The following is a 751-nucleotide window of genomic DNA, read 5'->3' as shown; positions in this document are numbered from 1 at the left end:
CCCCGTCCCCGTCGCACCGCTGGCCACAACGCTGTAGCTGCCCACCGACGCCGCCGTGCCCGAACCGCTGGACGCCAGGGTGACAGCGCTGATGGTATCGCCATTCACCAGGCCGCTGCTGCTGTACCCCGTCAGGCTAGTACTGGTCCCGTAGGTCTTGGTGGCCCCGCTGGCCGTGATCGTCAGGCTGGCGGGGTTCACCGTCAGCGTGCCGTCGGCGTAGCTCACCGAGTAATTGCTGAGGCCCGTTCCCGTGGCACCGCTGGCCGTGATGGTATAGCTGCCCACCGACGCCGCTGTGCCGCTGCCACCGGACGCGAGCGTCGCCCGTCAGGCTGGCGCTGGCCCCGTAGGTCTTGCTCGCACCGCTGGCCGTGATCGTCAGTGCGGCAGGGTTCACCGTCAGCGTACCGTCGGCGTAGCTAACCGAGTAGTTGCTCAGCCCCGTGCCCGTGGCGCCGCTGGCCGTGATGCTGTAGCTGCCCACCGAGGCCGCGGTGCCGGACCCGCTGGACGCCAGGGTGACAGCGCTGACGCTGTCACCGTTCACCAGCCCGCTGCTGCTGTACCCCGTCAGGCTGGCACTGGTGCCGTAGGTCTTGCTCGCCCCGCTGGCCGTGATCGTCAGCGCCGCTGGGTTCACCGTCAGCGTGCCATCGGCGTAGCTCACCGAGTAATTGCTGAGCCCCGTCCCCGTGGCGCCGCTGGCCGTGATGGTGTAGCTGCCCACCGACGCCGCTGTGCCGCTGCC

At 69.8% G+C, this 751-nt stretch carries 1 protein-coding gene and 1 pseudogene; both read right to left on the bottom strand.

What is annotated here, in order from left to right:
• Positions 1-288: MBG domain-containing protein (locus P5F91_RS29850; RefSeq protein ID WP_479684990.1), on the bottom strand; the 288-nt coding region annotated here is incomplete at its 3' end.
• 172 nt (positions 289-460) lie between these two features.
• Positions 461-643, bottom strand: a pseudogene (locus P5F91_RS29980) (MBG domain-containing protein); the annotation flags it as partial.
• Positions 644-751: the final 108 nt, after the last annotated feature.

It is taken from the genome of Nitrospirillum amazonense, assembly GCF_029594735.1.
GTDB classification, from domain to species: Bacteria; Pseudomonadota; Alphaproteobacteria; order Azospirillales; family Azospirillaceae; genus Nitrospirillum; species Nitrospirillum amazonense.
This window is presented reverse-complemented; position numbering and strand designations above follow the sequence as displayed.